The sequence below is a fragment of the Kribbella monticola genome (genome assembly GCF_003261635.1).
GTDB lineage: Bacteria > Actinomycetota > Actinomycetes > Propionibacteriales > Kribbellaceae > Kribbella > Kribbella monticola.
Genome location: NZ_QFXK01000036.1, coordinates 109,438 through 134,860, shown reverse-complemented (window position 1 = coordinate 134,860; position 25,423 = coordinate 109,438). Strand labels below are relative to the sequence as shown.

Sequence of the window (25,423 nt, the reverse complement as noted above, 5' to 3'; positions counted from 1 at the left end):
GCGGCAGCGCCATTGTCGCTGCTGCCTCGTCCGGAGCCCAGCACCGACCCACCCTAGTCGCCAACAGCGTCCGCGGGGCTGGTCCTGCGGAGGATGAAGGAGGTGGGTGCGGTCGCCGCGCCGGTGGCCAGAAGTAGGCACAGAGCGCCGATTCCGAGCAGTAGTGCCCACGGAATCGTGGTCGGAACGTCTCGGAGCCCCTCGGTCATCGCGTGCCGGAGCAGGATCCCGACCGTCGCGGTGATCACCGTGCCGAGCGTCAGGGCAGCCGCACCCACCAGGGACGACTCCCACAGGACCATCCGGCGGATCTGGGCCGGGGTCGCGCCGAGCAACCGGGAGGTGACGAACTCGTGGCGGCGCTGGAGGCTGCCCATCAACAGAGTGTTCGCGATCGCGATCCCGCTGTAGAGCCCGGCCGGCCCCATCAGCAGGACCAGCCCCAACTGGTTTCCCTTCCGGAGACCGTCCGCCTGCTCTTGCTCCCACTGCTCAGCCCGTACTACGTGCGCTCCGGTGCCGCTCAGTTGCCGATCCAGCGCGCCGATGAGCTGAGCAGGATCGACGCCGCCGGCAGGTTGCACGAACCACCGTTCCGGGACGGCCGCGGGTGCGTGCTGCCTGGCGAGGGCGAGCGGGACCAGCATCGAGCCGTTGACGCCGGGCGCGTCCGGCAGGACGGCAACGACCCGAAGCGTGCCCTTGGCTCGGTCGCCGAAGACGACGCTGATCTCGCTGCCCACCTTGTAGTGCTCGAGGCCGGCCATCTCTTTGCCCACAGCAACGGTTTGGCCGGTGAGGTTCGCCAGTTCCCCGCTGATCGGCGTCAGGATTCGGGTCGTCGCGGCGACGGCCGGGTCGATGCCCTCGCCGTCCTCGAGTTCTGCGGAGTCGCCGTCGGCGCGGATGATCCCGACGCTGATCCCGCCATCGGCAGCAGCAACGTCCGGCGTCGTGAGAATGCGCTCTCTCAGCTCTCCCGAGTTCTCCGGCGCGGCTGCCGAGTTCTCCGGCGCCGTGACGACGATCGGCGCGGTCAAGGTGTCGCGAATGGTCGCGGCAGCCGCGTCGGCGGCGAAACTGAGGCTCAGCACCATCGAACCGGCGATGGCCGAGATCGCCAGGATCGGCGCAGCCAGCGAAGCGCTCCGGCGAGGTGCCGCGACCACGTTGCTGCGAGCCAGCCGGCCGGACACCTGGGTCCAGCGGACCAGCGGCAGCGCCCAGAGCCGGCCGATCCACGGCACCACGAGCGGAGCGAGCAAGGTGAGCGAGACGACAAGCACCATCGGCGTGAACATGGCCAGCGGCACCACTCCCTCTCCGGTCCCCGGCTGGATCAGGGCCAGCATCGCGATCGCCCCGGCCAGGAACACGAGCCCGAACACGACCCGGACCACCCCGATCTGCGGCGGCTCGAGGGCCGCCTCGCGCAGTGCCTCGACCGGTCCGACCCGACCGGCCCGGCGCGCGGCCGAGCGTGCGCCCAGCAGCGCCACCACCAGTCCCACGGCGATCGCGATGCCGAGCGGAATCCACGGGCTGGCCGGTTCGAGCTTCACCGGTGCGAGTTCGGTGTACGACGCTTTCGCCAACAGGAACGGGGTCGCCAACTGGGCCAGCACCGCTCCCGTCACCGACGCGGCCAGGGCAACCACCAGCGCCTCGCCGAACACCATCCTGCGAACCTGCCGAGGGGTGGCACCGATCAGCCGGAGCAGCCCGACTTCCCGGCGGCGCGATGCCACCGCGAACGCGAAGGTGCTGGCGATGACGAAGATCGTGATGAACCCGCTGATCACTCCGACCATCGAGAGAACCACCTGCAGGCCGGAGGCGTCGGCGCCCGACAACACGACCCGCTCGGAATGTGGCCCGGCACCGTCCGTGCCAGGAAGCTGCACGAGGATGCTGTCGGCCTCCGGCCCGTGGTACGCGATGGTGGCTGCTGTTGCGGTCGCGGCGAGGCCGAGCATGAACACTCCGACGGCGAGCGCGACGAACGAACCGGCGTACAGGGGGAGGTGCCGGCGTACGGTTTGACGGCTGAGGGAGAACATCAGCGCTCCAGGTCGCTCATCGCGGCCGCGATCTGGGCCGGGCTGCCGTTGTCGAGAGAGCCTGCGACCAGTCCGTCGGACAGGAACAGCACGCGCGACGCGTACGCCGCGGCGACCGGGTCGTGGGTGACCATGACTACCGTCTGTCCCGCGCGATCGGTTGCCTCGCGCAACAAGCTGAGGATCTGCCGGCTGGTCTTGCTGTCCAGCGCACCGGTCGGCTCGTCGGCGAAGAACACCGCCGGCCTGGTGATCAGTGCACGCGCGATGGCGACCCGCTGCTGCTGGCCACCGGACAGTTCGGCGGGGCGCCGTTTGGCTTTGTCCGCCAGGCCGACCTGGTCCAGGACTGCCAGGACATCCTGGCGGCGAGGCCGGATTCCGGTCAGCCGTAGGGGGAGTGCGACATTGTCGAAGACGGTCAGCGAAGGCAACAGGTTGTATGCCTGGAAGACGAAACCCATCTGCTTGCGGCGCAACTTGGTCAGCTCGACCTCGCCGAGTCCCTGCAGCCTGGTGCCGCCGAGCAGTACCGTTCCGGCGGTCGGCTGATCCAGCCCTGCCGCGCACTGCAGCAAGGTGGATTTCCCCGAGCCCGACGGTCCCATCACGGCGGTGAACGATCCCTGCTGGAAGTGATACGTCACGCCCCGCAGGGCTTGGACAGCCCCAGCCTTGGACTCGTAGGTCTTGGTGATCCCGTCGAGCAGCAGGGCAGGCGGGTCACTAGGTACGACGGGATGGCGCGTCGGCGCGGTGCTGGTCATGGTTCCAGCCAACCGCCCAGCACGTGGTTTCACCCTGGTCTACAGAGGAGTACCGCGGTAGCGCGCACGCTACCGCGCTGAAGCCCGTTGCGGCCCTAGGGTTGGGGAAATGAACACGGCCTGGGCAGCGCTCACTTCGAGGCGGTACCTCGTCTCCTCCTGGCCCTGGCGCAGCTATGCCTACTTGCTGAGCTCGGTCCCGGCGGGTGCTGCCACGATCTGCGTGCTGATCGGTGCCGCGGCAGTCAGTGCATTACTGAGCCCGATTCTGGTCGGCGTACTGCTGCTGACGGCGTTCCCGCTCCTCGGAGTGCTGATCGGCATCATGGAGCGCTATCGAGCCCGGTTGATGATGCCGGCCGGGATCAGTACCCCGCATGCGCAGGTGCCCCAGTCGACGGGACTGCGCGAGCGGCTGCGGTTCCGGCGCCGCGAGCAGGCCTCGGTCCGGGCTCTCGGCTACGGGTTCCTGTTCGGCGTTTTCCTCTGGCCGCTGAACGCACTGTTCGCCGGTGTGAGCCTGGCGGTGCTGGCCATCACCTTGGTGGCGCCGTTCATCGCGGACGACGACGAGATCGGCATGGGCCCGTGGACGCTGACCACCTTCTGGGAGGGGCTGCTGTTCCTGGTCCTGTTCGGACCGATCTGGTACACGGTCAGCTCGTATCTGCTCGGCTGGCTCGCCGCAGGGCAGGCCGAACTCGCCAAGGTGATGCTCGGCCCGCGCGAGGACGAACTCCGTCGCAACCTCGCCGATCTGCGTCGGTCCCGGCTGGATCTCGTCGACGCGTTCGAGACCGAGCGGGCCAGGATCGAGCGGCACCTGCATGACGGCGTACAGCAGCGGCTGGTCGGTCTGACGATGACGCTCGGCCTGGCCGAACTCGACCTGCCCGAGGGGGAGGGGCGCCGGTTGGTGGTGAAGGCGCATGGCGAGGCCGAGGCCGCGCTGGCTGATCTGCGGGAGGCGGTGCGGGGCATTCATCCGCGGGTACTCATCGACCACGGGCTGGAGGCCGCGGTACGGGAGGTTGCCGATCGCAGTCCGATGCCGGTGACCGTTCGGATGGAACTGCCGCGGCGATTGCCCCCGCCGATCGAAGCCGCGGCGTACTTCGTCGTCAGTGAGGCACTCGGCAATGTGGCGAAACATGCGCAGGCGAGCCGGTGTGAGGTGGACGGCTGGATCGTGGACGACCAACTGGTCGTCACGATCGCCGACGACGGCATCGGCGGCGCGGATCCCACGGGTGGGACCGGACTCACGGGGCTGGTGACCAGGCTGGACGCGTTGGGAGGCACACTCGACCTGACCAGCCCACCCGGTGGGCCGACCCGATTGAGGATGGAGACCCCGTGCCGGCTCGACGACTGAGCATCGTCCTGGCTGAGGATTCGCTGCTGTTGCGGGAGGGGCTGGCGAGCATCCTGGATCGCGCCGGCCACGAAGTACGGGATGCGGTGGGTGACGCGGACACCTTGCTGGCCGTGGTCCGCAAGGAGCCGCCCGACCTGGTGATCACCGACGTACGGATGCCGCCCGGGCACAGCGACGAGGGTCTGCGCGCGGCCGCGGCGATCCGGGCCGAGCTGCCCGGCATCGGGATCCTGGTGCTTTCGCAGTACGTCGCGGACGCGTACCTGTCGTCGTTGCTGGAGTCGACGACCGGCGGGATCGGGTACCTGCTGAAGGACCGGGTCGGTCATGTGACCGAGTTCCTGGCCTCGCTGGATCGGGTCGCCGACGGCGGCACTGTGGTCGATCCCGAGGTGGTTCGCCAGTTGCTCGCGCGGCGACGGGACGACGGGCCGCTGGCGGCGCTGACGCCGCGTGAGCTGGAGGTGCTCGCGTTGATGGCGGAGGGGCGGGTGAACTCGTCGATCGCCGAGCAGTTGGTGGTGAGCGAGGCGGCGGTCCGCAAACACGTCGGCAACATCTTCGCCAAGCTGCACCTGGACGACGGCCGCGATCGCCGGGTGTCGGCTGTGCTCACCTATCTGCGCGGCTGATTTGGCTGCTGAGGGAGGATGGCCGCATGGCATGGGCCGATGAGAGTGACATCCGCAAGATCCTCGCCGACTGCCAGACGTGGGCCGTGGTGGGGCTGTCGAACAACACCAGCCGGGCGGCGTACGGCGTGGCGCGGTTCCTGCAGGGACACGGGAAACGCATCGTGCCGGTGCATCCGTCGGCCGAGACGGTGCACGGCGAGCCGGGGTACGCGTCGCTGGCGGAGATCCCGTTCGAGGTGGACTGTGTCGACGTGTTCGTCCGGTCCGAGCTGGCCGGCGCGATCGCGGACGAGGCGGTCGGAATCAACGCGCGGGCGGTGTGGTTCCAGTTGGGTGTCATGGATCCGGACGCCTACACCCGAACGACGGCAGCAGGTTTGACGATGGTGATGGACCGCTGCCCGGCGATCGAGTGGGGACGCCTGGGTCCGTCCTGAGCCGCTGACGGAAGGTCATCTCCGATGTTCTCGATCGACACCAGCACCCCTTTCGGCGCACGCGTCGCTCGTCAGCTCGACGACGAGTTGGTGATCTGGCTGACCACGGTCGCCCCGTCCGGTACGCCGGCGCCCACGCCGGTGTGGTTCCTGTGGACCGGCGGCCAACTGCTGATCGCCAGCCAGCCGAGGACGGCGAAGCTCCGCAACCTCGGCCGCGGCGACCGCGTCTCCACGAACTTCAACGCCACCTTCCACGGCGGCGAGGTCGGCGTACTCACCGGCTCGGCGGCGATCGACGAAGCCGGCTTCACGGATGAGGAACGAGCCGCCTACACCACGAAGTACGCCGAACACATCGCCGGCCTCGGCATGTCAGCGGACGAGTTCCACAAGAGCTATTCGGTCCTCATCCGCATCACCCCGGACAAACTCCGCGGCTTCTGACGATCAGCTTCCTGCGACAAGCTCGGCGAGCCGCTGCTCGATCTCCTCGGTCGGCACGTCGCGCAACTGCTGATCGAACGCCCACCGATGCCCGGACGGGTCGAGCACCTCGCCGGTACGAACACCCCAGAACGCGTCCTGGATCTCAGCACTGACCGTCGCCCCGGCGGCAACGGCCTGCCGCATCGCCTCGTCGGCATCCGCAACCACCAGCCGATAAGCGGCCACCGACGTACCGGACGCCGACGGAGTGCTGAGCTTGGTGCCAGGCACAGGCGCCGCCATGGCGACGGCCAGCCCGTGCACGTCCAGCTCGGCGGTGGCGATCGCACCGCCAGGCATCCGAAGAACCCGCGTCACGGTCGCCCCCAGCGCCTCCCGATACCAGCCGATGCTGCCTTCCACATCATCAACAACAAGGTGCAACGCAAAGCCACGCACAATCGCGGACGATTCCATCTGCTTCCTCCAGCCACTCGGACAACGTCACCGCTACGACGGCACAGCAGACGAGAATGTGAGCACCGTGCGCCCGAACGTTGTCCGAGCCGTGACCGAGGAGACGCGAAAGGGTGCGTCGTACGGTCAGGTCAGTTCAGATAACCCTCGACGACATCCGCCGAGCGGGGCTGTGCCGTCTCGGGGTCGTCGCCGAACTCGCGCTTGGCGCGGCGCTGGCGGAGGAGGTCCCAGCACTGGTCGAGTTCGACCTCGAGCTTTTGCAGGCGCGCCTTCTCTTCGTCGTCGGCGACCTGGCCGGCGGCGTGCTTGGTACGGAGTTCGTGCTCTTCGGCAACGAGTTCGTCGATTCGGCTGAAGAGGCTCTTGTCGTCGCTCATGAGGAAACGGTACGCCCGTCGGGCAACGACGAGCGCGCCAGGAGCTCCGTGGTCACCAGGATGGCGATCGACCCCGCGGCGAGCAGACCGATCAGTACGACGAGTTGCAGCGCAGCCGCCGCCGTCGGGGACGCTCCACCGAGCACCATGCCGACAAAGGCTCCCGGCAACGTCACGAGCCCGACCGTCCGCGTCTGGTCGAGCGCCGGCAGCAGCGCATCCCCAGCCACCGGCCCCGCGACCAGCTTGAACGCATCCGGCTGCAAAAGCCCGATCGACAACCCAGCCTCGAACTCGCCGAACCGCCCGCCGTACTCCGCCAACAGCCGTCGCCCGGCGAGCGTGGTCGCGTTCATCGCACCACCGACGACGATGCCGCCCATCGGCAGGATGCTCCCCGGGTTGCGCGGCACCACGCCAGGCAGCACCAGGAGCAGCAGCACCACAGCCGCCCCGCCGCCGATCGCGGCCGCGCAGTACGCGTACTGACCCGGCACCACCGCGACATGCCGGATGCGGCGCGCGCTGGTGATGGTTGCGATGGTCATCATCATCAGGATGAAGGCGAGCGTGCCCCAGATCGACTTCAGCGCGAAGCCGACCAGCGCCCCGACGAGGGCCAGTTGAACCAGGGCGCGCAGGGCCGCGGTGACGATGCCCTTGTCGTGCCGCAGCGAAGCCAGCCGCGATCCCACGACAGCGATGGCGACCAGCAGTGGCAGTACTACGACCGCCGCGATTCCCAGTCCGGTGTCGTGCGACATCCGCCTATTGCAGCACGCTCACCGCGTCCGGCAGCGGATCTCCTCAGGCGTCGCGGAAGTCGGCTTCGTCAAAGGCGTACTGGGTGGACTCGCCGCTGTCGACCTTGGCCGCCTCGTCCGCGCGCAGTTCGACGCGGCGGATCTTGCCCGAGATCGTCTTCGGCAACTCGGCGAACTCGATCCGCCGGATCCGCTTGTACGGCGCGAGGTGGTCGCGGCAGTACTGCAGAATCTCCGCCGCCAGCTCCCGCGACGGCTCGCGCCCGGCAACCAGTACGACGTACGCCTTCGGCACCGCGAGTCGCACGGGATCAGGCGACGGGACGACCGCTGCTTCGGCGACGGCCGGGTGCTCGATCAGCACGGACTCCAGCTCGAACGGCGAGATCCGGTAGTCGCTGGCCTTGAACACGTCGTCCGACCGCCCGACGTACGTGATGTAGCCGTCCTCGTCCCGGCTCGCGACGTCACCGGTGTGGTAGTAGCCACCGCGCATCGCCTCGTCGGTCAGGTCCTTGGCGTCGCGGTAGCCGCGCATCAGCGGCACCGGCGGGGGAGCGAGTTCGATACAGATCTCGCCGTCGTCGCCGACCTCGTCGGTGGCCGGGTCGACCAGCGCGATCGAGTACCCCGGCAGCGGGCGTCCCATCGAGCCGGGCTTCACCGGCTGGCCGGGCGGGTTGCCGATCTGGGCGGTGGTCTCGGTCTGGCCGTAGCCGTCGCGGATGGTAATGCCCCAGGCAGCGCGGACCTGTTCGATCACCTCGGGATTGAGCGGCTCGCCCGCCGAGATGCACTCACGGATCTGGACCTCGACCGCGGACAGTTCGGCCTGGATGAGCATCCGCCACACCGTCGGCGGCGCACAGAACGTCGTCACCCCGTAGGTCTGCAGGACCTGGAGCATCTTCTCGGCGTCGAAGCGCGTGTAGTTGTAGAGGAAGACGGTCGCGCCGGCGTTCCACGGCGCGAACACGTTGCTCCACGAGTGCTTGGCCCAGCCCGGCGAGGACACGTTGAGGTGGACGTCGCCCGGCTGCAGGCCGATCCAGTACATGGTCGACAGGTGGCCGACCGGGTAGCTCACCTGGGTGTGCTCGACCAGCTTCGGCTGACTCGTCGTACCGGAGGTGAAGTAGAGCAGCAGGGAGTCGTCGGCGGCTGTGTCCACGTCGGGCACCGGCCCGTCGTACCCACGTGAGTCGTCGTAGTCGAGCCAGTTGTCCACAGGACCGCCGACGGCGACGCGGATGCAGTGATCGGCGATACCTTGATAGCGAGGAGCATCGGACGCGGCAGTGACAACGGCCCGTACGCCGCCGCGGCTGATCCGGTCGGCCAGGTCGGCGTCGGTGAGCAGCGTGGTCGCCGGGATCATCACCGCGCCGGCCCGGATGCAGCCGAGCATGACCTCCCACAGCGGCACGGTGTTGCCGAGCACGATCAGCACCCGGTCTCCCGGCAGCAGGCCGGCCTGGGTGAGCCACCCGGCGACTTGCCGCGATCGCTCGGCCATTTCGCCGTACGTCAGGGAGTTCACCTCGCCGTCCTCCTCGACGATGGTGAGGGCCGCAACGTCCGGCTGCTCGACCGCGAGCGCGTCGAACCAGTCGCGGGCCCAGTTGAACCGGTCGAAGGACGGCCACTTGAAGTCGCGGTAGGCGACCTCGTAGTCCTCGCGGTGCGCGATCAGGAAGTCCCGCGCGTCGCGAAAGGCCCGGGTGTTGTCCGAGGTGCTCTGTTCCTCGCTCATGGACGGCACTATTACCCAGTCGCATGCAGGAGGCAATCATCCTCGCGGGTTGGACACCGGGGGATCGATCGGACTACAGTCGAACGCATGTTCGATCACTGGTCCATTCCGTGGGTCCGCTGGCCTCGCCGCCGGCGGGCTGCCTCGACCTCGGCCGACGGTCCGCCTTCCCCGTCAGCCGAGGTTGAGCGCCAGGACCGTCCCGACGAGGACGACCGGAGTCAGCACGAGACCACGCCAGAGGAACGACCACCAGGAGATGCGCACCCCCGCGGCGAGGCAGCGGTCCCGCCAGAGCAGGGTGGCCAGCGACCCCCAGAGGGTGAGCAGGCAGCCGCAGTTCACCCCGATCAGCAGCAGCATCATCCGGTTGCCGTTCGCCGCGGCCACCGGTTCCATCGCCAGGTACGCCGGCAGGTTGTCGACCGCGTTCGCGCCGAAGGCCGCTGTGCCGGCCAGTCGCAGCTCGGCGGCCAGGCTCTGGCCGTGGGTGCCCGCGATGGTCCCGAGTAGGCCCTCCAGTCCGTGCGCGGTCAGTGCGCCGACCACGAGGAACAGGCCGACCACGGTGAGCACCAGTTGCCACGGGATGAGCGCCCAGGTGAGTTCGCCACGTCGGCGTACGGCGAAGAGGACGACGAGCGCAACCGCGCCGATACTCGCCGGGATCGCGACCTGGATACCGGTGACGAACGCCGGTCCGAGCGCGATACAGACTCCGGCTGACCCCCAGAACAGCACCTTGTCGTCGAGCCCGGGCGTCTCCGGTACGACGTACGTCCGGCGCAGGTCGCGGTGGAAGAGCAGCGCCAGCACGACCACGGTGATGACGATGGCGGCGATCGCCGGTCGCCAGCTCAGACCGAGGTAGTCGCGGAGCCCGAGGCCCAGTTGGTCGAAGCGGTGCAGGGCGAGCAGATTCGTGAGATTCGACACCGGGAGGAGGAGAGACGCCGTGCCGGCCAGCCAGACAGTGGTGAAGGCGAACAGCTTGGGCGGGATGTCGAGCTGCCGCGCCATCGCCAGGACCACCGGAGTGAGCAGGACGGCGCAGGTGTCGAGCGAGAGCACGATGGTCAGCGCGGTGGCCAAGGCCACCACCAGCAGCCAAAGTCGCCAGGTCCTGCCCCGGCCGAGGTGGGCCGCTTCGCGGGCCGCGACCTCGAACACCTTGGCGGCGTCGGCCAGCCCGGCGATCACCGTGACGGCGACCAGGAAGACCAGCACGGGAGCGATCCGCTCGATCACGTCCAGTGCGTCGCCGGGGCTCAGCAATCCGGTGGCGACCGCGATCAGCCCCCCGAGTGCACTCAACCACCACATGAAATTGCGTCCTCCGAATCCGTTGCTTGAGTACGCTGGCCGAGTGACGACGCCGGAGCAGCAGCCGCAGCGACCGGCCCAGTATGGCCCGAGCCGCCCAGTCGACCTGCCGCCCGGCTATCCGGCGGAGTACGAGGCCGACGTGGTACTGCGGGACGGGGCGACCGCCCATCTGCGGCCGATCACGCCGGACGACGCGGACCTGCTGGTGGCGTTCTACGCCCGGGTCTCCGAGCAATCGAAGTACTACCGCTTCTTCGCGCCGTATCCGGAACTGTCCGCTCGCGACGTGGCCAGGTTCACCCAGGTGGACTACTCCGATCGGCTCGCGCTGATCGTCACGGTCGGTGACGCGATGATCGGCGTCGGCCGGTACGAGCGGACGGGCCGGCGGACCGCGGAGGTCGCGTTCCTGATCGAGGACGCGCACCAGGGCCGGGGCCTGGGGCAACTGTTGCTCGAGCACCTGGCGCAGGCGGCCCGCGAGCACGGCATCGCCCGGTTCGTCGCCGAGGTGCTGCCGGACAACCGCAAGATGATCACCGTCTTCACCGAGGCCGGCTACAAGGTGGCCCGCGAGTTCGAGGACGGCGTGATCGTGGTCGAGTTCGACATCGCGCCGACCGACACCTCGTTCGGGGTCATGCAGGCTCGCGAGCAGCGGTCCGAGGCGCTCTCGATCGCCCGGTTGCTGACGCCGACGAGCGTCGCGGTGATCGGAGCGAGCCGGCGGGAGGGCACGATCGGCAACGCGCTGCTGCGCAACATGCGCGACAGCGGCTTCCCCGGCCGGCTGTACGCGGTGAACGCGGAGACCACCGAGGACGAGATCGAGGGCGTACCGGCGTACCGGACGATCCGGGAGGTCAGCGAGAAGGTGGACCTCGCCGTCGTGGCCGTCCGGGCCGAGATGGCGGTCGATGTCGTGCTGGACTGCGCCGCCAAGGGCGTTCGCGGGCTGGTGGTGGTGTCGAGCGGGTTCGCCGAGATCGGCGACGAAGGCCGCAAGCGCCAGCGGCAACTGGTCGGCCTGGCCCGGTCGTACGGGATGCGCGTGATCGGGCCGAACGCGCTGGGCGTCATCAACACCGCGCCTGGGGTGAGCCTGAACGCGACCCTCTCGCCGGTGATGCCGAGCCGCGGCCGCGTCGCCTTCTTCTGCCAGTCGGGCGCGTTGGGAGTCTCGATCCTCGCGGACATGACCGGTCGTGGTCTCGGCCTGTCCAGCTTCGTCTCCGCCGGCAACCGGGCAGATGTCTCCGGCAACGACCTGATGCAGTACTGGTACTCCGACGAGGCGACCGAGGTCGTCCTGCTCTACCTGGAGTCCCTTGGCAACCCCCGCAAGTTCAGCCGGGTCGCCCGTCGGCTGGCCGGGCGCAAGCCGGTGATCGCGCTGAAGTCCGGCCGGGCCACCCAGGGCGTCCCGCTCGGGCACACGGTCCGCCGCAGTTCGTTGCCGCCAGCAACTGTCGACTCGCTGTTCCGGCAGAGCGGGCTGATCGGCGTGGACACCAATGGCGAGTTGTTCGACGTCGCCCAGTTGATGGCCCACCAGCCGCTGCCGAAGGGTCGCCGGGTCGCGATCGTGAGCAACTCCGACGCGCTGACACTGCTCGCTCTCGACACGGTCGCCAGCACCGGCCTCGACGTAGCGGGGGAGCCGCGCACACTCAGTGCGGAGGCGACCGCGGCTGACTTCGGCGCTGCGCTCAGCGAGGTGTTCGCCGACGACCGCGTGCACTCGGTCGTCGTCATCTTCACGCCGCCGGTGCAGTCGAACGGAGCCGAAGTCGCTCAGGTCCTGGCAGCAGCAGCCGCCGGCTCGGACAAACCGGTCGTCTCCACCTTCCTCGCCTCCCGCAGCGTCCCCGAGCAACTCCGCGTCCCTGACGAGTACGGCGGTGCCGCTCGCGGCTCGATCCCGTCGTACTCCTCACCCCAGTACGCCGTGGGCGCGCTCGCGAAGGTCACGCAGTACGCCGAGTGGCGGCGCCGCGCCGACAGCAGCATCCCTGACCTGCCGGATATCGACACGTCCGCCGCGGAAGCGTTCGTGACCGAGTTCCTGCAGCGGTATCCGAGCGGGGCCGAGCTGGGTGATGAGGATCGGCAGCGGCTGCTCAGTTTCTACGGCATCAGCGTGCTGCCGGCGTTTCCGGTGCTGTCGGCGGACGAAGCCGTGGCGCGGGCCGCGGATCTCGGCTTCGAGGTGATCTTGAAGGCGACCGCCGATCAGTGGCGGATGCGACCCGACCTCGCCGACATCTGGCGGCACATCCACGACGAGGACGACATGCGGAAGGCGTGGGCGGAGATGACGAGCACCTTCGGGGTCGCGTCGGATCCGGGGCGGGCGCAGTTCGTCGTACAGAAGATGGCGCCGCCGGGGGTGCCGGTGGTGATCTCGGCGCAGGAGGACGTGTCGTTCGGGCCCGTGGTGTCGTTCGGGTTGTCGGGGGTGGCGACGGATCTGCTCGGCGATCGCGCGTACCGGATGCCGCCGTTGACGACGGCCGACGCGGCGGAGATGGTCCGCGAAGTACGTGCCGCGCCGCTGCTGTACGGCTACCGCGGCTCCGACCCCGTCGACATCGCCGCGATCGAGAACCTCCTGCACCGCGTCGCCCGCCTCACCCTCGAACTCGAAGAGGTGGTCCGCCTCGACCTGCGCTCGGTCCTCGTCTCAGCTGACTCGGCCACCGTCCTCGACACCTCCATCCGCATCGCCCCCAACGAAAAACCAAGACAAGACACCCCAGCTCGCCGCCTGACCTGACCCAGCACTCACCAGCCCACCTCTTGGCAGGTGAACGGCGGCGGAGGAGAAGCAAGTGCCTCCGTCCACCGCCTGTGCTTGACCAGCTAGGGCGTTTGAGGGCGGGTGTAGTGGTTGGTGGTGCGGGTGAGGAGGCCGGCGTCGACGAGTTGGCGGCGGAGGGTGGCGTGATCGGGGGTGGAAGGTGTTGAGGATCGTGTTGACCTCGGGTTCGGCGTACGTGCGGTCCGGTTCGAACGACTGGACGAGGTACTCGAGCACGATCAGCGTCTTGCTGTAGACGGTCGGCAGGTTCGTCAGCCGACCGTCGCGGAAGAAGGCACGGAGTACGGCGTCGCGCCCGGGGTCGGCGTCGAGCGGTTCGCGCTCCGGCCGGTTCGACCGGACGGCGTCCTTGAAGGCGGTCTCGTCGGCAACCAGTCCGTTCGCGGAAGCACTGAGCAATCCGTTCTTGCTCAACCGCTGCACCGACCTGAGCACAACAGGCAACGGCAGACCGGTCGATCCCGCGATCTCCTCCGGTCCGCGCGCGCCGAGGACCACCGCGGAGTACGTCCGCAGCCTCGACGGTTCGGCCAGCAACCCACAGAGCACATCGGCATCCATGCCTTCCAAACTAATCTCGCCCGCAACCGGGTTTCTGCTAGACAGGACCCATGCCAAAACCCGGTCCCCACAACGCGATCACCGATGTCCCCGGCGTGCGGGTCGGTCAGGTCGAGCGCACCGATGCGCCGTACCTGACCGGTACGACGGTGCTCCACTTCCCCGGTACGGCGATCGCCGGCGTCGACGTGCGCGGGGGAGCGCCGGGCACCCGGGAGACCGACCTCCTCGACCCGGTCAACTCCAACCCCGGCGTCAACGCGATCGTCCTCACCGGCGGCAGCGCGTACGGCCTCGACACGGCCGGTGGCGTCATGGGCTGGCTGGAAGAACAAGGCCAAGGCATCCGAGTCGGCGCCGGCGAGCACGATGTCGTACCGATCGTCCCCACCGCGGTGCTCTTCGACCTCGGAAGAGGCGGCGGGTTCCAGGCCAGGCCGACAGCCGACTGGGGACGACGGGCGATCGAAGCCGCCACTGACGGAGAAGTTGCGCAGGGCAACCATGGCGCCGGTGCCGGGGCCCGCACCGGTCGGCTCAAGGGCGGTGTCGGATCGGCAAGCATCCGGTTCGACGACGGGACCACCGTCGGCGCACTCGTCGTCGTGAACGCTGTCGGCTCGACCGTCGACAGCCAGGGCCGCCTGTACGGCGAACGCTTTGCCCTCGACAACGAATTCGGCCAGCTCCGGACCCCGACCGAGCCGCCCCCGGAAGGCCCAGCCGGCCCGCTGCCCGGCATGAACACGGTCATTGCCGTCATCGCCACCGACGTCCCGCTCGACAAGGCGGCCGCGAAGCGGATGGCCATGGTCGCCCACGACGGACTGGCCCGCGCCATCGATCCCATCCACACTCTCGTCGACGGCGATGCGATCTTCGCCGTCTCGACGACGACTGGCGTACCCCGGCTGTCCGTCACCGATCCGGCGGCGCTGATCCAGCTCGAGACCGTCTTCGCCGCCGGCGCCCAGGCGCTCTCGCGCGCCATCGTCCACGGGGTACTCGCGGCCGAGTCGGTGGAGACACCGGCCGGCCGGTTGCTCAGCTATCGCGACGCCTACCCCTCGGCTTTCGGCGACGGACGTACGACCTGAGTACTACGCGTCCTCGCCACAAGACAACTGAAAGACGGTAGGAGGACCGGACCGCGGGCCGACGATCCGAAGCGCGATCCGCGAAAGCCTTCGGGTATGAGCCACCCGAGTCCCCACCCCACGTACCACCAGCCCGTCCAGCACCCGGTCCAGCCGCCTGTCCAGCAGTCGCTCCAGCAGTTCCCCGGCGAGGGCACGGTCCTCGCCGGTCGCGGGCTGGTCAAGTTCTACGGCGAGGTCGTCGGCCTGGCCGGTGTCGACGTCGCGGTCCGAGCCGGCGAAGCCCTTGCCGTGATGGGGCCGAGCGGCAACGGCAAAACCACCCTGCTGCACGTCCTGGCCGGCATCCTCAGTCCGGATCAGGGCGAGGTCTGGCTCGGCGGCGATCGCGTCGACCAGCTGAACGACGCGGCCAGGACCGTACTGCGACGTCGCCGCCTCGGCTTCGTCTTCCAGGACAACCAGTTGCTCGCCGAGCTCCCCGCGGACGAGAACGTCGCCCTGCCGCTGATGGTCGACGGTGTGTCCCGCCGCGACGCGATCGGCCGAGCCCGCGCAGTACTGGCTCAGGTCGGCCTGGCGAACGAGGTCAACCGGCGACCCGGTGAACTGTCCGGCGGCCAGGCGCAGCGCGTCGCCATTGCCCGGGCGCTCGTCGGCGAACCGCAGGCCGTGTTCGCGGACGAGCCGACCGGTGCACTCGACGCGGCGACCGGAGCGCAGGTCATCGATCTCCTCGTCGGCGCGGCCACACACCGAGGCGCGGCCGTGGTCGTCGTCACCCACGACGACGCCGTGGCGGCCCGCTGCCACCGCGTCGTGCGGATCGTGGACGGCCGGGTGAGCGACCGATGAATCCGATGACAGACCTCGGGCTGCGCTTCGTGCGCCGCCCAGGTCCCGGCGGCCGCGCGGCGAACCTCGCAGCGCTCGGAGCGACCGCCGTGGTCGCCCTGCTGCTCACCTTCCTGATCGCCGGGACGCTCGGCCTGACCCATCGGGCCGACCGGATCGGCTGGCGTACGACGGACGACGCGGACCCGAAGACGGCGGTCGGCGTCACCCATGAGGTGAAGGACATGGTGGCCGGCAAGCCCGTACTGCGGTACGACCTCGCCATCACCGACGAGCAGCGCAACGCCAAGCTCGCGCCCCCACCCGGTCTGCCGCATGCTCCGAAACCAGGCGAAATCTTCGTCTCGCCGGCCGTCGCCACGCTGTGGTCTGGCAGTGCCGGCAACGACCTGAGCAAACGATTCGGCATCGCGAAGCCGACCGGTGTCATCTCGGCGGCCGGGTTGTCCTCCAAGGACGAACTGGTGATCATCCGGGGAGCCACCCCGGACCTCCCAGGCCTGAGCGACAAGTACCACCCGAAGTACCTGGCGAGCTGGCAGGGCACCGCGTTCCCGCAACGGATCGCGATCCTGCTGGCCCTTGTCGCCTTCGGCGTCGCACTCGTCCTCTTCCCACTGCTCAGCCTCGTCGGCCAAGCCGCCGGCGTGGCGGCCAAGCGCCGCGAACGGCGACTCGCCGCGCTCCGCCTGGCAGGCGCGACCAGAAGCCAAGTACTTCGATTGAGCGCTGTCGAGCAGGCAGTGATCGGATTCGCCGGAGCGGTCGCCGGTCTGGTCGGCTACACCGTGCTCAGTCCGCTGATCGCCCGCATTCCGATCGGCGGAGGCCAGTGGTATTTACACGACCTGACCGCGAGTTGGTGGGTCGTCCTGATCGTGCTGGCCGCAGTCCCTCTGCTCTCGGTGATCAGCGCGCTCATCGGTCTGGGCCGGGTCAGCATCACGCCGCTCGGCGTCGTCCGCGGGCAGACGCGCAAGGCGACCAGCGCGCTGCGCCTCGGGCTGTTGGTGATCGGCCCCGTGATGCTGGGCATCGTCGGCACCGGGGGAGCCCTACTGCCGATCGTGATCGCGGTCGGAATGGCTGCGCTCGCCGTGCGGATCGTCGGCCCGTGGGCGGTTCAGGTGATCGGCAGGATTCTGGCCCGTACGGCGAACGGCCCCGTGGGTCTGCTGGCCGGCCGTCGACTCGTCGACGACCCGAAGGGAGCATTCCGGCCGGTTGCCGCGCTGGTGCTGAGCGGGTTCGTGACCGGCTTCCTCGCGTTGTTCATGCCGTACGGCCTCTCCGGCGACGGGACCGACACGGCGTTCAAGCTCTATCCGGACCAGGGCCAGACGGTTGCCGTGGTCAAGGATGCGCGGGCGAAGCTCGATGCGGCCGGGATCAAGGGCCAGGTGACCTCGCAGGATCAGGCGGTGACCATCGTCGTACCGGGTGCTGCGGATCGGGAGAAGGTTCGCACGGTTCTCTACAGCGTGGTGCCGGATGTGGTGCCGCTGACGGACTCCGAGAAGGACGAGCACGAGGCGGGAATGCTGCTCGACCTGCGGCTCGGCGTCGCGTTGCTGCTCGGCCTGGTCTTCATCACCGGTGCTGCCTCCACCGCAGCCGGTGCAGTCGGGACAGCGCTCGATCAGGCCGGCCCTGCCAAGGCGCTGCGGCGGTCCGGCGTACCGCTGAAGGTCATCGAGCGCTCTGCCCGCCTTGCGGCCGTCGTACCGGTGGTCGGAGTCGGGCTGCCGGTGGTCGGCTTCGGTGCCTTCTGCGGACTCGTCTTCAGCGGGGGCCATCCACTCACGCAAGGCAGCTCGGGATTGCTGCTGCTTGTCGGTCAGGTGATCGTCGGAGTGGTCCTGGTCGCCGTGGCCGGTGCCGCCGGCGCGCCCGTACTGCGGAAGGCCAGCGTCGGCTGAAAGGCCAGCCCTGGCTCCGGTTCGTCCACAGGGCGGTCCGGGGCCAGGGCGTCGTCGTGCAAGGATGAGCCCATGCGTGACCTGAATGCGCCGGTCCCGGAGCTCGCGGACGCCTCGCCTGAACTGCGCGACGCGATCGACCGGTGCGGCTACTACCCAGATGTCGTGGCGGACTCCCTCGCGGTGGCGATCGCCGGCGAGCCGATCCGGGCGTTCGTGCTGCAACACGAGCCGACGTTCGACCGCGACGAGGTCCGGCGGCACATCACGATCCTGGCGCTGACGCCGAGCCGGCTGATCGTCGGGCACACCGATGAGCACGCCGCCGACGACCTGATCCAGGCGCCGTACGCGTCCACCTCGACCGAGGCGATCCCGCTGGACCGGGTGAATGCGGTCGTGGTCAACCGGGTGGTGCCGAATCCGGCCGGCTATGCCTCGGTCCGCAAGGACCCGGGATCAGCCGGTGGTGAGGTCGTGCTGACGATCGGCTGGGGCATGGTGAACCGGATCGATCTCGAGCCGGCCGTCTGCGCCGACCCGAACTGCGAGGCCGACCACGGTTACACCGGGTCGGTGGCCGCCGATGACATCTCGCTGCGGATCAGCGCCGCGGCCGACGGCCCGGCCGGGATCCAGCAGGTGCTCGACTTCGCGGCGGCCCTCTCGTCCGCGACCAGCAGGTAGGCCGTGTCCGACCCGACCCCGGTGCTGCCGGCGTACGGCGGCGGCTCCCTGGCGGATGTGCTCCCGTCGGTAGCGGGCGCGCTGTCGCTCCCCAACGAGCAGAACCTGCTCGGCCTGCCACCCGCACCCCGGTACGCCGTACTGCTGCTCGACGGCCTCGGCTGGAACCTTCTCCAGCGCAACGCCGACGTCGCTCCCTACCTGTCTTCGCTAGCCGGCCGAAGCCTGACCGCGGGCGTCCCGTCCACCACCGGTGTCAGCCTGAGCAGCTTCGGGACCGGTCTGCCGCCGGGCGCGCACGGCATCGTCGGCTACACCTCGATCGTCCCCGAGACGGGCGCGCTGCTGAACGCGCTGTCGTGGGACGCCCCGGTCGATCCACGCCGCTGGCAACCACATCAGACGGTTTTCGAACGGGTCGCGGCCGCTGGTGTCGCCACCCGCAACGTCAGCAAGGCACGCTTCGACAACTCCGGTCTCACAGCGGCCGCGTTCCGGGGAAGCGCTCACCGCGGCGCCGACACGGTCGAGGACCGGCTGGACGCGACCAGGTTCGCCAGCCGGGAAGGAAAGTCGTCGCTGGTCTACGTGTACGACTCGCAGCTCGACTACACCGGTCACGGCCAGGGCAGCGTGTCCTGGCAATGGCGCAAGGAACTCGCGGCGGCCGACACCTTTGCCTCGCAGGTGCGCGCTGCCCTTCCGCGTGATGCCGTACTGCTGGTCGTCGCCGACCACGGCATGGTCGACGTCGCGCCGGAGAATCGGGTCGACCTCGACGCGGAGCCCGAGCTCACCGACGGCATCCAGCTGATCGGCGGCGAATCGCGCTTCCGCCACCTCTACTGCGTCGACGGTGCCGCCGCCGACGTCTTGTCGACGTACCGCGGACGGCTCGGCGACGATGCGCTCGTGCTGAGCCGCGAGGAAGCTGTTGACCGCGGCTGGTTCGGGGCGGTCGAGGATCGGGTCGCGCCCCGGATCGGCGATGTCGTGGTCGCCGCGCTCGGACCGGTCGCGCTGGTCGCCAGCCGGCGCTATCCGAACGAGGCCGGCCTGATCGGCCTGCACGGCTCGCTCACCGCCGACGAGATGCTGATCCCGCTCCTCGTCGACGAAGGCCGCTAGAAGCTCCAGACGTTCCAGTAGAAGACGGCCTGGGCGGTCTTCGCCTCGGCGTCGCGCGCTGTCACGGTCACCTTGTACCGGCCGGAGCCAGGCGCAAGTACGCCGGTGATCCAGCCGCGTTCGCTGTCGATGCTCAGGCCCGGCGGCAGACCGGTCGCGGTGTAGCTGATCTCGCCTTTGCTGCTCATGCCCTTCAGCAGCAGGGGAATCGCGGGGATGCCGCCGAAACCGAGTTGTTCGGTCGGCTTGGTGATGGTCACGCCTGCCGTGGGGGTGTCCGCGTTGGCGGCGCCGACCGCCTCGGCTGCGTCGACGAGCCCTTCGCCGTAGTACGAGTTGTCGTCGGTGGACCCGGTGCATTCGCCACCGTTCGAAGCGGGGCAGGGCAGGTCGTTGGCCTCGGCGCTGAGTTTGGCGCGCACCTGCTCAGGGGTGAGTTTGGGGTTCGCGCTGCGGATCAGCGCGACCACACCGGCGACGTGCGGCGAGGCCATCGACGTACCGTCCAGCGTTTGGTAGCCGCCGCCAGGAACTGTGGAGTACACGCCGACGCCGGGCGCGGCGACGGTGATCTTGTTCGGGCCGTAGTTGGAGAAGGTGGCCTTGAGGTTCTCCGAGTCGACGGCCGACGCCACGATGACGCCGGGCAGCTCGGTCGGCAGGCTGAGACAGTCGTTGACGACGGATCGCAGCTGGGGGGTCGAATCGTCGGGGCTGGAGTCGTCGCTGGCCTTCTCGGCCAGGTTGTAGTTGTCGTTGCCCGCGGCGGCCACGTTGACGACACCCTTCGAGTCGGCGAAGGCGACCGCGCGCCTGACCGCCTCGGCGATCGCGGCCTGGTCGGGATCCGACGGGCACGCGAACAGCCAGGGATCGACGTAATAGCTGTTGTTGGTGACCGAGACGCCCTTCTGCGCGGCGAAGACGAAGGCGCAGACCGTGTTCTCGGGGAAGAACAATTGGCTGCCCGCCTCGGCGACGCGGATGGACGACACCTTCACACCCGGTGCGACCCCGACCATGCCCTTGCCGTCCTTGGCCGCGGCGATGGTGCCCGCGACGTGCGTACCGTGCTCGCCGACCGGCCGCCAAGCGCCCGGCCGGGTGTCGAGCTTCCCGTAGGCGCAGGATGCCGACTTGCTCGCGTCGAAGTTGGCTTTCAGGTCCGGGTGCTGGTCGTCGACACCGGTGTCCAGTACGCCGACGGTGATGTTCTTCGACCCAGAATTCACCGCCCAGGCCTTGTCCGCGCCGATCTGGGTCATGTCCGGTCGCGCCACCTCGGGCGAGGTGTCGGGACTCTCCACCGGCGCGGGCGGGATCTGCGGATTCGCGGCGGCCGGCGGCAGGTCCGACGTACGGGTGGCGCCGACCTTCTCGACACCGGCGACCGTCCGCATCCGGCCGGCGAACTGCGCGTTCGCCGAGTGCACGACCAGAACCCCGATCCCGTCGTACGCCGCGTAGACGGTGCCGCCGTTCGCGCTCACCCCGCTGACCACCTTGGCGGTCTGCTTCGGCGCCGTGATCACGAAGTACGCCCGCAACCCCGCCGCAACCCGCCCCGGCGCCGCGACAGCCGGCACCACACCACCTACGACCGCAAGCAGCCACACCAGACCGACAACCCCACCTTTGCGCACGACCAAGTAGAACCCGCCGACAGCTCAGAACGAAAGCCGACGCACCCCGGAGTTACTGATGGTTGAGGGACTTGGCAGGATGGGGGCCTGTGGCTGACCTGCTTTATTTCACCGGGACGATGGACTGCGGCAAGTCGACGCTCGCCCTGCAGATGGATCACAACCACAAGGCGCGGGGGCGGTTGGGCCGGATCTTCACCAGTCACGACCGGGCCGGGGAGTCGCGGTTGTCGTCGCGGCTCGGGCTGGAGGCGGCTGCGATCGAGGTCCGGCCGGACTTCGACTTCTGGCAGTACGTCGTCGGCGAGCTGACCCACGGCGGCCGGATCGACTACGTGGTCTGTGACGAGGCGCAGTTCTACCAGCCCGAGCAGGTCGAGCAGCTCGCCCGGCTCGTCGACGAGTTGCAGATCGACGTGTTCTGCTTCGGCATCCTCACCGACTTCCGCGCGATGCTGTTCCCCGGCTCGGCGCGGCTGGTCGAACTGGCCGACCGGATGGAACTGCTGCAGGTCGAGGCGCTGTGCTGGTGCGGCGAACGCGCCACCCACAACGCCCGCACGGTGGCCGGTGAGATGGTGACCGAGGGCGAACAGCTCGTCGTCGGCGACATGGAGAATCCGGACAACGTGGTCGAGACCGCGTACGAAGTACTGTGCCGTCGCCATCACCGTCGTCGGCTCACTGCCGCTCGTGCACGTGCCACGCTGTCACCCGAGGTCCTGCCGTTCGGAGGCGCCGTATGAACCCGCTGATCACCGCCGAATCGTTGCGCTCGGCCACCGACTCGGCCACCGGCCGCCCGGTCGTCATCGACGTCACCTGGAACCTGGTGGGCCCGCCCGGCCGGGACGCGTACGACGCCGGCCACATCCCCGGCGCCCACTTCGTCGACCTCGACGCCGAGCTCGCCGGCCCACCCGGCGCCGACGGCCGTCACCCGTTGCCTGAGGCAACCGTCGTACAGGCGGCACTGCGCCGCGCCGGCGTCGGACCGGACACCCCGGTCGTCGTCTACGACGCCGCGAACTCCACCGCGGCGGCCCGCGCCTGGTGGATCTTCCGGTACTTCGGAGTGCGCGACGTCCGCGTCCTCGACGGCGGCTTCGCGGCCTGGCAGGCAGCCGGGGGAGAGGTCAGTACGGCGGCCCCCGCCGATGCGGCCGGGACCTTCGTCGCCTCGGCCGGCCACGTCCCGATGCTGGACGCCGAAGGGGCCGCCGCACTCGCGGCGACCGGAGTGCTGCTCGACGCACGGGCGCCCGAGCGGTTCGCCGGTGAGGTCGAGCCGATGGACAAGGTGGCCGGTCACATCCCTGGTGCCGTCAACGCGCCGACGACCGCGAACGTCACGAGCGACGGTCACTTCCTGTCCGCCGATGAACTCCGCAAGCGGTTCGCGGGCCTCGGTGTGGACGGCTCGAGCGAGGTCGGCGTGTACTGCGGGTCTGGGGTGACCGCTGCGCACGAGGCGCTCGCGCTGCAGATCGCCGGCATCGAAGCACCGGTCTATGTCGGTTCCTGGTCGGAGTGGATCACCGACCCCACCCGCCCGATCGCCACCGGCAGCGGATGATGGTTGTCGCGGGCAATCTGGGGACGGATGCCCGCGACAACTGAATCACTGCTCCTTGCCGGCCATGAGCGCGCTCCTTTCGTCTCGCGGTCCGGACGATGACCTCACTGGTCCTTGCCCGCCACGGCGACTCCCTTCGTCGTCGGACTACAAGCCCGCGGGTAGTTTCGCCAGCGCGCGGGGGAGTCACAAGCCTTTTCAGGATCGGCGAAATGACTCCTTGACTTCGATCGGTGGCTGCGGGAAGGTCGATGGGCAATCGATTTCCCAGATCTGCTCCGCCCCGCTGCTGAGGAGTCACCATGCCGTCCGAACCGATGATCAAACGTTCCACCTTCCTGAAGGCCGCCGCGGCCGGTGCCGGAGCATTGCTCGCCGCACCCACGGTGGCGAGCGCGGCGACGCGCGCCGTACAAGCGGTGACGACCACCAAGGTCAAGGATCTGACCGGGCCTGGGCTGACCGACCGGTTCCGGATGCAGGCGACCGATCTCGGTATTCCGGCCCGGACGCCGGACGGGCGGCTGCTGTTCATGTTCGGCGACACCTTCGAGAACCCGACCGTCGGTGGTGGCTGGTGGCGATCACCGGTCGCGTTGTGGTCGACCACGACGGATCTCGCGTCCGGTGTCGCCTGGTCAGGAGCGGTCGGGGGAGCGGCGGCCCAGCAGCTGTGGGACTACCCGCACGACAACCCGACGTTCTCCACCGTGCTGCCGTCCGACGTGATCACCATCGGCGGATCGATGTACCTGCACGCCATGGTGAACAAAGGGCTCGGCAATGTCGTGTGGACAGAGATCTGGCGATCGGACAATTCCGGCGCGAGCTGGTACCACACCGGGGCGAAGTTCCCGGGCGATCTCGACGGCGGCCTGTTCCAGCTGCTCACCTGGGGGCTCGGAAACGACGGGTACGTGTACGTCTACTCGACCGGGTTCCAGCGCGACAAGCCGATCATCCTCAAACGGGTCCGCAGTGACCAGGTGGCGAACCCCGCGGCGTACGAGCCATGGGGGTATCGCGACGGCGCCTGGAACTGGGGGAATCCGGCGACGCCGATCCTGTCCGGGAGCTTCGGTGAGATGAGCCTGCGGCCGCTCGGCGGGAAGTGGGTGCTGACGTGGTTCAACGCCGGCGACTACCGGATCGACGGGATGATCATGGACACGCCGACGTCGAACCTCTACACGGCGTACCGGCAGACACTGATCTACGGCGGCGCCTGGGGACAGGAGAACGGCAATCACGTGGCCCAGCTGTACGGCGGTTACGTCATCCCCGGCTCGACGCTCAGCGACCTGCATCTGTCCGTCAGCCAGTGGAACACCGACGCAGGCTGGCCGTACCGCGTGATGCAGTTCCGCGTTCGCGGCTTCGGATAGCCGGCGGATGGAGAGGCATCCCTCCTGCCTCTCCACCCCCGCAGCCATCCACTCAAGCCGGACCGGCGACGCCGATCAGGTTGCCTTCGGGGTCGGTGAACTGGCCGACGACGAGGAAGCCAGGCTTGCCTTCGGGGCCGAAGACGCGGGTCCCGCCAAGTTCCTCGGCCTGGCGCAGCGCGGCTTCCACCTCGTCGACACCGACGTAGAAGAGCGCTTTCGGCGCGAACCCGGCACCGCCGCCGACTCCGCCGTTGAGCCCGGCGCCGTCGCCCGTCGTACTGCCGTCGACGAAACCGTAGTTGCCGGGCTCGGAGACCGATCCGGAGACGGTGTCGCCGACCGCGAACTGCCAGCCGAACAGCGACCCGTAGTACTCCCGCAGCCGGTTCGGGTCCGCGCCGACGATCTCGAAGTGCACTATCGCGTTCGCCATGGTTCCTCCTGTACTCGATGACACTGTCACCTCGTAGGTCGTGCCTGCACGGCGAACCTCGACAATCAGTAAGGCAACGCCACGTAGTCGACGTGCTGGCCGACGTTCGGGTCGTCGGCGATCTCGGCCGGGACGTTGCGGACGATCAGGCCGGCCTGTTCTGCCGCGGACAGGGCAGCCTGGTCGTAGTGGGTCTTGCTCCAGATGTCGCACATGTACTTGCGGGTCTTGAGGTAGTCGACGTACCGGCTCATGTGGGCGTCGTCCAGGCCGAGCGCCGCGAAGAGCGCGATCCGGTCGCCGTCCTTGCTCGCGATCCGCCACTTCGGGTACTTGCTGTGCTCGTGCGGCAGCGGCGCCTTGGACTTCGGGAACCTGAGCAAGGTGCCGTTCCCGCTGTGCGTCGTCCGCAGACTCCACACGGCGACGTCGCCGACACGAGTGCGGACGTACTTGTTCTCGCCCACGTTCAGATCCGGCGTGTTGTGCGACTGATGCCGCAGGTTGAGTCCACCGGTGTGCCGGTAGTGATCCTGCAGATAGACCCCGAACCGCAGGATCGTGTAGCGGCCGTTCCAGTCGGGCGCGTTCGGGTCGACCCGGTCGGCGTTGTCCTTGTGGAACCCGCGCTGGACGCCGTTCACCGTGAAGGCGCTGTCGCCGGAGTACACGATCTTGTCCTCCCCGAGGAGCTGCTGCGCGATCCGGACGAAGTTCCCGTCGGTCAGCACCTCGCGCAATCGCGGATTCGCCAGCAGGTCGCCGCCGAAGTGCTTGCGCGACCAGTGCGCCGCCTCCCGCAGCCTGTTCACATCGTCTTTCGAGTACACCCCACGGACGATCGTCCACCCGTTCTCCCAGAACCCGGCGACATCGACGCCATCCACCGCAGCCATTCGCTTTACCTCC

The 25,423-nt window shown here is 68.9% G+C and carries 24 protein-coding genes; 13 read left to right on the top strand and 11 right to left on the bottom strand.

The features are described from left to right. Positions 1 to 53: 53 nt before the first annotated feature. Positions 54 to 2,060, bottom strand: coding sequence for an FtsX-like permease family protein (locus DIZ26_RS29515; protein ID WP_112247453.1), 2,007 nt, complete (start codon positions 2,058 to 2,060; stop codon positions 54 to 56). Beyond that, on the bottom strand, positions 2,060 to 2,827 hold the full coding sequence (locus DIZ26_RS29510) for an ABC transporter ATP-binding protein (protein WP_112247451.1): 768 nt from the start codon (positions 2,825 to 2,827) through the stop codon (positions 2,060 to 2,062). Before DIZ26_RS29510 ends, DIZ26_RS29515 begins: the two co-directional genes overlap by 1 nt. Positions 2,828 to 2,936: 109 nt before the next feature. Between DIZ26_RS29510 and DIZ26_RS29505 the strand changes: the two genes are divergently transcribed. The 4 genes from DIZ26_RS29505 to DIZ26_RS29490 are packed head-to-tail and all read left to right on the top strand — an operon-like array spanning position 2,937 to position 5,724. After that, a complete protein-coding gene (locus DIZ26_RS29505; protein WP_112247449.1) occupies positions 2,937 to 4,202 on the top strand; it encodes a sensor histidine kinase in 1,266 nt (421 codons plus the stop codon). Then, positions 4,184 to 4,837 (top strand): response regulator transcription factor, encoded by a 654-nt coding sequence (locus DIZ26_RS29500; RefSeq protein WP_112247447.1) that lies wholly within the window; start codon positions 4,184 to 4,186, stop codon positions 4,835 to 4,837. Before DIZ26_RS29505 ends, DIZ26_RS29500 begins: the two co-directional genes overlap by 19 nt. 26 nt (positions 4,838 to 4,863) lie before the next feature. Continuing rightward, a complete protein-coding gene (locus tag DIZ26_RS29495) occupies positions 4,864 to 5,277 on the top strand; it encodes a CoA-binding protein (protein ID WP_112247445.1) in 414 nt (137 codons plus the stop codon). 24 nt (positions 5,278 to 5,301) lie between these two features. Further along, a complete protein-coding gene (locus DIZ26_RS29490; protein WP_112247443.1) occupies positions 5,302 to 5,724 on the top strand; it encodes a TIGR03667 family PPOX class F420-dependent oxidoreductase in 423 nt (140 codons plus the stop codon). Positions 5,725 to 5,727: 3 nt separating this feature from the next. Here DIZ26_RS29490 and DIZ26_RS29485 read toward each other — a convergent pair whose 3' ends face one another. The 5 genes from DIZ26_RS29485 to DIZ26_RS29465 form a co-directional block, all read right to left on the bottom strand. Further along, positions 5,728 to 6,183, bottom strand: a complete 456-nt coding sequence (locus tag DIZ26_RS29485; RefSeq protein ID WP_112247441.1) for a VOC family protein — start codon at positions 6,181 to 6,183, stop codon at positions 5,728 to 5,730. Positions 6,184 to 6,314: 131 nt separating this feature from the next. Beyond that, positions 6,315 to 6,563 (bottom strand): DUF2630 family protein, encoded by a 249-nt coding sequence (locus DIZ26_RS29480; RefSeq protein WP_112247439.1) that lies wholly within the window; start codon positions 6,561 to 6,563, stop codon positions 6,315 to 6,317. Next, positions 6,560 to 7,327: an ABC transporter permease gene (locus DIZ26_RS29475; protein ID WP_112247437.1), complete on the bottom strand. Its 768-nt coding sequence runs from the start codon at positions 7,325 to 7,327 to the stop codon at positions 6,560 to 6,562. The genes DIZ26_RS29480 and DIZ26_RS29475 overlap by 4 nt, the downstream gene beginning before the upstream one ends. A 43-nt stretch (positions 7,328 to 7,370) precedes the next feature. After that, positions 7,371 to 9,080 (bottom strand): AMP-binding protein, encoded by a 1,710-nt coding sequence (locus DIZ26_RS29470; RefSeq protein WP_112247522.1) that lies wholly within the window; start codon positions 9,078 to 9,080, stop codon positions 7,371 to 7,373. Between the two features lie 174 nt (positions 9,081 to 9,254). Then, positions 9,255 to 10,403 carry an ArsB/NhaD family transporter gene (locus DIZ26_RS29465; protein ID WP_112247435.1) on the bottom strand — a complete coding sequence of 383 codons (1,149 nt, stop codon included), beginning with the start codon at positions 10,401 to 10,403 and terminating at the stop codon, positions 9,255 to 9,257. A gap of 43 nt (positions 10,404 to 10,446) precedes the next feature. Here DIZ26_RS29465 and DIZ26_RS29460 point away from each other — a divergent pair, with 43 nt between their 5' ends. Then, positions 10,447 to 13,182: a bifunctional acetate--CoA ligase family protein/GNAT family N-acetyltransferase gene (locus tag DIZ26_RS29460; protein ID WP_112247433.1), complete on the top strand. Its 2,736-nt coding sequence runs from the start codon at positions 10,447 to 10,449 to the stop codon at positions 13,180 to 13,182. Here the strand turns inward: DIZ26_RS29460 and DIZ26_RS39245 are convergent. Beyond that, positions 13,090 to 13,788 carry a DUF2087 domain-containing protein gene (locus DIZ26_RS39245; RefSeq protein WP_456298637.1) on the bottom strand — a complete coding sequence of 233 codons (699 nt, stop codon included), beginning with the start codon at positions 13,786 to 13,788 and terminating at the stop codon, positions 13,090 to 13,092. The two genes, DIZ26_RS29460 and DIZ26_RS39245, sit on opposite strands and share 93 nt — an antisense overlap. Positions 13,789 to 13,838: 50 nt before the next feature. Between DIZ26_RS39245 and DIZ26_RS29450 the strand changes: the two genes are divergently transcribed. From DIZ26_RS29450 to DIZ26_RS29430, 5 genes are all read left to right on the top strand, one after another. Then, entirely contained in the window at positions 13,839 to 14,885 is a 1,047-nt protein-coding gene (locus tag DIZ26_RS29450; protein WP_112247431.1) for a P1 family peptidase, read from the top strand. A gap of 96 nt (positions 14,886 to 14,981) precedes the next feature. Continuing rightward, positions 14,982 to 15,740 carry an ABC transporter ATP-binding protein gene (locus DIZ26_RS29445; protein WP_232828679.1) on the top strand — a complete coding sequence of 253 codons (759 nt, stop codon included), beginning with the start codon at positions 14,982 to 14,984 and terminating at the stop codon, positions 15,738 to 15,740. Continuing rightward, positions 15,737 to 17,659: an FtsX-like permease family protein gene (locus DIZ26_RS29440; protein ID WP_112247429.1), complete on the top strand. Its 1,923-nt coding sequence runs from the start codon at positions 15,737 to 15,739 to the stop codon at positions 17,657 to 17,659. The genes DIZ26_RS29445 and DIZ26_RS29440 overlap by 4 nt, the downstream gene beginning before the upstream one ends. A 72-nt stretch (positions 17,660 to 17,731) precedes the next feature. Then, positions 17,732 to 18,346 (top strand): DUF5998 family protein, encoded by a 615-nt coding sequence (locus DIZ26_RS29435; RefSeq protein WP_112247427.1) that lies wholly within the window; start codon positions 17,732 to 17,734, stop codon positions 18,344 to 18,346. Positions 18,347 to 18,349: 3 nt separating this feature from the next. After that, positions 18,350 to 19,474 carry an alkaline phosphatase family protein gene (locus tag DIZ26_RS29430; protein WP_112247425.1) on the top strand — a complete coding sequence of 375 codons (1,125 nt, stop codon included), beginning with the start codon at positions 18,350 to 18,352 and terminating at the stop codon, positions 19,472 to 19,474. Here DIZ26_RS29430 and DIZ26_RS29425 read toward each other — a convergent pair. Continuing rightward, positions 19,471 to 21,060 (bottom strand): S8 family peptidase, encoded by a 1,590-nt coding sequence (locus DIZ26_RS29425; RefSeq protein ID WP_232828678.1) that lies wholly within the window; start codon positions 21,058 to 21,060, stop codon positions 19,471 to 19,473. The genes DIZ26_RS29430 and DIZ26_RS29425 overlap by 4 nt on opposite strands. Before the next feature lie 146 nt (positions 21,061 to 21,206). On the opposite strand from DIZ26_RS29425, the gene DIZ26_RS29420 reads away from it, so the two are divergent. The 3 genes from DIZ26_RS29420 (at position 21,207) to DIZ26_RS29410 (ending at position 24,078) form a co-directional block, all read left to right on the top strand. After that, positions 21,207 to 21,863, top strand: coding sequence for a thymidine kinase (locus DIZ26_RS29420; protein ID WP_112247421.1), 657 nt, complete (start codon positions 21,207 to 21,209; stop codon positions 21,861 to 21,863). Continuing rightward, a complete protein-coding gene (locus DIZ26_RS29415) occupies positions 21,860 to 22,693 on the top strand; it encodes a sulfurtransferase (RefSeq protein WP_112247419.1) in 834 nt (277 codons plus the stop codon). Before DIZ26_RS29420 ends, DIZ26_RS29415 begins: the two co-directional genes overlap by 4 nt. Before the next feature lie 302 nt (positions 22,694 to 22,995). Continuing rightward, a complete protein-coding gene (locus DIZ26_RS29410; RefSeq protein WP_112247417.1) occupies positions 22,996 to 24,078 on the top strand; it encodes a DUF4185 domain-containing protein in 1,083 nt (360 codons plus the stop codon). Between the two features lie 52 nt (positions 24,079 to 24,130). Here the strand turns inward: DIZ26_RS29410 and DIZ26_RS29405 are convergent, their stop codons facing one another. Both DIZ26_RS29405 and DIZ26_RS29400 read right to left on the bottom strand, forming a co-directional pair. After that, positions 24,131 to 24,514, bottom strand: a complete 384-nt coding sequence (locus tag DIZ26_RS29405) for a VOC family protein (RefSeq protein ID WP_112247415.1) — start codon at positions 24,512 to 24,514, stop codon at positions 24,131 to 24,133. 65 nt (positions 24,515 to 24,579) lie between these two features. Next, the gene (locus tag DIZ26_RS29400; RefSeq protein WP_112247413.1) at positions 24,580 to 25,410 is read right to left on the bottom strand and encodes a phytanoyl-CoA dioxygenase family protein; all 831 of its coding nucleotides are present in this window, start codon (positions 25,408 to 25,410) and stop codon (positions 24,580 to 24,582) included. Between the last annotated feature and the right edge of the window lie 13 nt (positions 25,411 to 25,423).